At 40.9% G+C, this 6325-nt stretch carries 8 protein-coding genes; all 8 read left to right on the top strand.

Going from position 1 to position 6325, the window contains the following annotated elements; translation table 11 throughout:
* Position 1: 1 nt before the first annotated feature.
* On the top strand, positions 2 to 214 hold the full coding sequence (locus K5677_RS08400; RefSeq protein ID WP_296726790.1) for a hypothetical protein: 213 nt from the start codon (positions 2 to 4) through the stop codon (positions 212 to 214).
* Positions 214 to 1152 carry an acyltransferase domain-containing protein gene (locus tag K5677_RS08405; RefSeq protein WP_296726792.1) on the top strand — a complete coding sequence of 313 codons (939 nt, stop codon included), beginning with the start codon at positions 214 to 216 and terminating at the stop codon, positions 1150 to 1152. The genes K5677_RS08400 and K5677_RS08405 overlap by 1 nt, the downstream gene beginning before the upstream one ends.
* A gap of 64 nt (positions 1153 to 1216) precedes the next feature.
* A complete protein-coding gene (locus K5677_RS08410; RefSeq protein WP_296726793.1) occupies positions 1217 to 2818 on the top strand; it encodes a condensation domain-containing protein in 1602 nt (533 codons plus the stop codon).
* Between the two features lie 3 nt (positions 2819 to 2821).
* Positions 2822 to 4072: a crotonyl-CoA carboxylase/reductase gene (gene ccrA, locus K5677_RS08415; protein WP_296726796.1), complete on the top strand. Its 1251-nt coding sequence runs from the start codon at positions 2822 to 2824 to the stop codon at positions 4070 to 4072.
* A gap of 165 nt (positions 4073 to 4237) precedes the next feature.
* On the top strand, positions 4238 to 4660 hold the full coding sequence (locus K5677_RS08420) for a metal-dependent transcriptional regulator (RefSeq protein ID WP_296726798.1): 423 nt from the start codon (positions 4238 to 4240) through the stop codon (positions 4658 to 4660).
* A gap of 32 nt (positions 4661 to 4692) precedes the next feature.
* Positions 4693 to 5394 (top strand): ABC transporter ATP-binding protein, encoded by a 702-nt coding sequence (locus K5677_RS08425; RefSeq protein ID WP_296726800.1) that lies wholly within the window; start codon positions 4693 to 4695, stop codon positions 5392 to 5394.
* Positions 5395 to 5404: 10 nt separating this feature from the next.
* Positions 5405 to 5983, top strand: a complete 579-nt coding sequence (locus K5677_RS08430) for a hypothetical protein (RefSeq protein ID WP_296726801.1) — start codon at positions 5405 to 5407, stop codon at positions 5981 to 5983.
* A gap of 6 nt (positions 5984 to 5989) precedes the next feature.
* Positions 5990 to 6325 (top strand): methyltransferase (locus K5677_RS08435; protein ID WP_296726804.1); only part of this gene is annotated, 336 nt, incomplete at its 3' end.

Genomic DNA, 6325 nt, shown 5'->3' on the forward strand with positions numbered 1-6325 from the left:
AATGACATTAGTTGAATTACAGAAGTTTATTGAAGAAAATATTGATAAAAAATTTGAGCGTCCGTTTAGTTTGGAAGAATCGACATCAGAGGTAGGTATAGATTCTCTTGACCTTACATTGCTTGAACAGAGTCTGTGTGAAAAAAGCGGAAAGACTTTTGTCCTTGAACCTGATGACAGTTTTGAGACAATTCTCAGTAAAGTTAACGGGTAATGAAAAAAACAGTTTTTCTTTTTCCGGGAGACGGTATTCATCAGAAGGATATGCTTCATATTCTTCGTGAATCAGAGGAGTTTTTTTATGAATATTTTCAAAGGTATCTTCCTGAGATCGAGGGTGTTTATCGTGTTCCGCTGATGGAGGAGACATATGATGATCTGATCATTGATCAGATGCGGATAGTTTTTTCCGAGATCGCTATAGCTTCATTCTGGCGAAGTAAAGGAATTGAACCCTCTGCGGTTTTAGGGCATAGTCTTGGAGAATATGCCGCGGCTTGTTTTGCGGGAATATTTGATATAAGACAATGTATGAAACTGATATGCAGCAGAGGAGCGGTGCTTGAAAAAACCTATGAGCTTTTTCGTATGGGAGTAATACACGCTTCACCGGAAACAGTTGATAAAATTATATCCGAAACAGGAAATACAGCTGAGATCAGTGCTATAAACGGAAGAAAACTTGTTACTGTGTCGGGCAAAGAAGCAGAGGTAAAGCTTCTTATCGATAAATGTGAACGGAGAAACATCAAAGCAAATCTTACTGCTGTTCATGGCGGAGGTCATAATAGTTTTCTGAAGAATTACTGCGAAAGCTTTGCAAATGAAATGGCTGATAAAAAATTTTCAGAGCCAAAGATACATATGATACCGACTGCACATATGTGCAGAGTAAAAGAACTCTCTGACGGAATGTACTGGCTGGAACAAATGCTTTGTCCTGTTGATCTTATGAGTGCTTTTAACTCTCTTGATGTGCTCAGTGCCGAATACATGATAGATGTAGGTGTTTCTCCTGCACTTCTGGGAATGGCTATTGAGGAATTTCGCGGCAGCGGAAAGAGATTTATACCAAGTATCCGGGCTGGCCGAAACTATCGTCGCCAGCTTGAAAATGCTCTTGAAGCGGCGTCATCATATGGATTGATATAAATGAAGAGTTTATGTTTGTGCTCTAAAAAATACACGTAAATACATTATAAAAGGAGTATTATCAATGAATGAAATGAAAAAAATATCAGAGCTTTTTGATCGTCCTGCGGTAACTGATCCTGAACTTATCCCGCTTATACCAAATCAGGAGCTTTATGTGCGTTACAGTATTTTTGAAAAGGATAACGGCTACTGCAATATGGCAGCAGGTATGCGTATATTCGGTGATGTGGATATAGAACTTCTGAATAAAAGCATAGAGCTTCTTATTGAACGACATGATATTTTCAGAGTTATGATAGCAGAACGCAACGGAGTTTATTATCAGCGTATTTTAAAGGAATACCCGTATAAGATCGAAGCTGTTGACGCAGTGGGTGATACAAAGGAAGAACGTTTTGCTGATGCATATAAAAAGGCGTATAAATTCAATGAGGAGCATATAGATATTTTCAAGACTGTTCTTTGGCGTATGAAGCTTTACCGAATAGATAATGACGAGTATCTTTTCTTTATAAATATGCAGCACGCTATAATGGACGGAAGTACCGAGGTTATGGCAATAGTTACCTTAGGTAAATACTATGAAATGCTGAAAAAAGGCATTACTCCTCCTGAGTCGGAGTATATTTCACACCGTGAGTTTACAGAGAGAGAATACAGCTATGCCGATACAGATGAAGGAAAAATGCATCTAGCATACTATGATAAGATCATGGAGGGGTATAAACGTCCAGATATGACTGTTCTGTACGGTGATGAAGATGTTAATCTTTGCGATACACCGCTTTTCCTTAACAAGGATATTCTCGGCGTATTTTTCAAGAAATATCGTCAGAGTACATTCAATGGATTTATGTTATGTTATCATCTGGCACTTGAGAAGATACTCGGAGTTGATGATATTACGGTAGGCATAACCAATGCGAACCGTATGACAAAGGAACACCGCGGTACTCTCGGAAGAGTATCACATATTGTCCCTAATCGTTTTAAAGGTGATTCAGAGGCTCTGCTGACAGATCTTGTTGCTGAGATGAATGATAATATTAATGAGGGTATGAAGCATCAGAAATGCAGTCCTTATACTGATATTGATTTTGCCGTTTCTTACGCTTCGGGAATTGGAAACAATGCAGCTCCGACATTTTTAGGACATAAGGCTCAGTCTGTCGGGTTTATGAATAAGAGAGATGTTGATATACTTTTCATAGTTGCTTATGATCGTGAGCCCGGAATTATTGCGTATTTTATAGGCGGTTCAAGGTATTTTGATCCCGTAAAGATGAATATATGCAAAATGATGATAAAACAATGCTTTTATCAGCTTAATAATGAGAGCTCCATAAAAGCAGGGGAGCTTCTCTGTTCGCCTATGTTTATCGAAAACAAGATATCCGTAAGTGATGATGGGTGTGAAATAAAGCTTGATAAGAGAACTGCTGATGACGAGTTTGTTGAGATGCTCAAAGGTGAAAAACTTTATCTGAAGCGTTGTGACGGTGAGGAATTTGATAATTCAAAGATCAATATTACATTAGAGGAAAAAGATAGCGATATGAGTCTAATAATTTCCGGGTTAAACGGCATCGAGCGCGGATACTATGATATTTGTCTTTCTCATAATGGAAGAAGCTGGTTAGTTGACAGTATTTCCGTTGAATAAGATATGAGTATTAAAAATGAGATGCTTCCTGTAGGTCAGCTTCCTCCGATCGGTCATCTTCCCGAGAAAATGTATGCTTGGACTTTGCGCAGTGAACGTCTTGGCGATCCTGTGACAGCATACAAGCAGGAGATCGTGAAAGTTCCAGAGCCGGGATACGGAGAGGTCATTATTGCCAATGTTGCAGCAGGACTTAATTATAATTGTATCTGGGCTGCAACAGGAAAACCTGTAGATGTTATAAAGAATAATGGCGCTTATGGTGATAAAAAGCAAAGCTTTCATATCTGCGGCTCTGAAGCTTCCGGAATAGTATATGCAGTGGGGGAGGGAGTAAAGCTTGTAAAGGTCGGTGACCGCGTAACTGTTATCGGTTATAGATATGATCCGAATTGTCCTTTTGTAAAAGCAGGCGGCAGTCCTGTGTATAGTCCCACATATCATGTCTGGGGATATGAAGGGAACTGGGGCGCATTTTCCCAATTTTCAAAGGTTTCCGAACTGCAGTGTATTCCATTAAGGAAAGAAGTGTCATGGCTTGAAGGTGCAGGCTTTTCGGCTACAGGACTTGCTGTACATCGTATGCTTACTCACTGGCAGGAAAACAAGATAAAAAAAGATGACATTGTTCTTATCTGGGGAGGTTCTGGCGGAATAGGAACAATGGCAATACAAGAAGCTAAATATTTCGGAGCTTTGCCGATAGCTGTTGTTTCAAGTGAAGAAAAAGGTAGATTTTGTATGGAGCTTGGAGCAGCAGGCTATATTAACCGCAGAGATTACCATCATTGGGGAGATATAAGCAAGCTTGATCCCGCAGCATATAAAAAATGGATGGTAAGCGCAATTAAGATGCGTAATCAGATGTTTAATATTACAGGACAGAAGCGTTTGGCTGATATAGTTATTGAACATCCGGGTTCTGATACTCTTGCCACGTCACTTTTTTTATGTGCTCCCGGAGGAATGGTAGCACTTTGCGGAGCGACAACAGGTTATATCGGAACGGTTGACCTGAGATATTTGTGGATGAATCAGAAGCGTCTGCAAGGTTCTCACGTCGGTACGCGTGAAGAAGCTATTGAGCTTATGGAACTAATTGCTAAAACCAATGTACGGCCGATAATAAAACAGATAAGCTGGAATGAGCTGCCGGAGGCTTTGGGTAAAATGGCTTCCGGTGAAGATACTTGCGGAAAACGCGTTATGGAGATATGCAGACCTGAATATATTGCTTCTGCTGTATATAAGTGAATAATGTTTTTTACTAACAGAGAAGCCGTTTATATTAAACGGCTTCTTGTGATACATATTGACAAAGAAAAAATAATGCGATATAATTCATAATGGAACAGTTATCTCATGCTAACTTTTAGTATATTTATAAGAGCAGTATTTCTTGATTAAGGAGGTGCCTTGATGCTCGGAAAAGAGAAAACGGAAAATTATCTCAGAACTATTTTGAAAATTCAGGAAGCTTGCGGCAGCGCAAGAGGCATTGATATCGTCGGAGAGCTTGGCGTTTCAAAACCGACAGTAAGTATTGCTGTGCATGAGCTTGAAAAGGAAGGGTATATCGAATGTATCAATAACTACAATATAATTCTCACAAGAAAGGGTATAGAGCGTGCTAAAAAAATAAAAGGAAGATATTATTTTTTCCTTTTGATGCTCCGATATCTTGGAGTGGGAGAAGAAAATGCCAGAACCGATGCTTGTAAAATGGAGCACAGTATGGGCGATGAGTCATACAAAGCACTTTTGGATTTTTTTCTTCATAATCACCCTGAAATCGTATCACAAGAGAATAGCGGGCTGAGGAAATTATTTTTTAACATATAGTTTGTAAAAGCTAACTTTATGGAGGGATAAATATGAATACAGTAGAATTTAAAGATGTTGTGAAAATTTACGGTAAAGGCGACGGAAAACAGGTCGCTGTGGACCATGTGAGCTTTACCATTGAAAAGGGAGAGTTCGTAGTCATACTGGGACAATCGGGCGCAGGGAAGTCAACCGTGCTGAATATGCTGGGCGGTATGGACGTTCCCACAGAGGGCAAGGTCATCGTTGACGGTAAGGAGATATCCTCGTATAACGACAGGCAGCTTTCAGAGTACCGCGCCGAAACTATCGGCTTCATATTCCAGTTTTACAATCTGCTCCCGGGACTGACGGCGTATGAAAATGTTGCTCTTGTCAAGGATATTAAGAAATCCACGTTAAGTCCCGATGAGATGCTTGAACGTGTAGGACTTGCCGACCAGAAAAACAAGTTTCCCACGCAAATGTCAGGCGGTCAGCAGCAAAGAGTTTCCATTGCGAGGGCGCTTGCCAAAGACCCGAAGATAATCCTCGGCGATGAGCCCACAGGTGCTCTTGATTCGGAAACGGGAAAGCTGGTCATTGATATGCTGCAAAAGCTGTCAACAGAGCACGGGAATACGGTCATTCTTGTTACCCATAATGCGGATATCGCCAAGTGTGCCAACCGTATCATTCACATGAGAAACGGCAAAATAAAATCCATAAAGACCAATGATAGTCCCCTGTCTGTCAACGACATCGAATGGTGAGGTGACGGCAATGCTAAGACGTAAAATGCTCCGCGACATCAAAGCCAACTTCGCACAGTTCTTTTCTATCATGCTTTTGTCGCTGATAGCAATGTGGTGTTACACGGGATTTCAGGCGAATGTAATCGTTGGAAATAAAGCGAGAAACGATTTTGAAAGCAGCTCCAACTTCGCTGACGGCTGGATATACGGTGCGGATTTCGGCGAGGAAGCACTTGAAAGTATTGAAGCTATAAACGGTATCAAGGACGTTCAGCTCCGCACGGAAGTCCTCGGAAAGGCGGACGAGAAGTACAACACTGCGGAGATGTACTGCTATTTCCAGAGGGATACAGATGTTACGCTCCCACGTACAATTGACGGTGCTGACTTCGATTCAAATGACGAAAACGGCTTGTGGCTGTTCAGCAGATTTGCCGAGACATGGGACATAAAAGTCGGCGACAAATTTACTGTCCATGTCATGGGATTTGACATTGAAAGAGAGGTCAAGGGACTTATCGTTTCTCCCGAATATGAATTTGCCTGCGCTTCGACTGATATGGATACGGACTTCCATAACATCGGATTTGCCTATTTATGGAGATAAGGTGATATGATGAATAAAAAAGAACATTTACCGTTATTCGGCGTGGGACCGATCTATGTATACACCGTTGCAATGTTGACACTTCTTGCTTTTTTATGCAGAAATCTGTCTGTATTTGAAGCAGGAAAGCTGACAAGCATCAGATCCTTACTCATCATTTTAGGGAGCATTCTTATCGTGCTCGGAGCGGTTATGTGGATCATGGCAGTGATCGTGTCAAAGGTTGATGATAATATCAAGAAGAATCAGCTTGTAACAACAGGGATATATGCTTGGGTACGCAACCCGATATACTCTGCTTGTATGTTTGCCTGCACAGGCGTAATTCTGATGATCGGCAAT

It is taken from the genome of Ruminococcus sp. (assembly GCF_024684275.1).

Coding starts and splice junctions, on each gene's coding strand:
- K5677_RS08410 (WP_296726793.1), top strand. CDS start 1,217: ATGAATGAAATGAAAAAAATATCAGAGCTTTTTGATCGTCCTGCGGTA.
- K5677_RS08425 (WP_296726800.1), top strand. CDS start 4,693: ATGAATACAGTAGAATTTAAAGATGTTGTGAAAATTTACGGTAAAGGC.
- K5677_RS08420 (WP_296726798.1), top strand. CDS start 4,238: ATGCTCGGAAAAGAGAAAACGGAAAATTATCTCAGAACTATTTTGAAA.
- K5677_RS08400 (WP_296726790.1), top strand. CDS start 2: ATGACATTAGTTGAATTACAGAAGTTTATTGAAGAAAATATTGATAAA.
- K5677_RS08430 (WP_296726801.1), top strand. CDS start 5,405: ATGCTAAGACGTAAAATGCTCCGCGACATCAAAGCCAACTTCGCACAG.
- ccrA (WP_296726796.1), top strand. CDS start 2,822: ATGAGTATTAAAAATGAGATGCTTCCTGTAGGTCAGCTTCCTCCGATC.
- K5677_RS08405 (WP_296726792.1), top strand. CDS start 214: ATGAAAAAAACAGTTTTTCTTTTTCCGGGAGACGGTATTCATCAGAAG.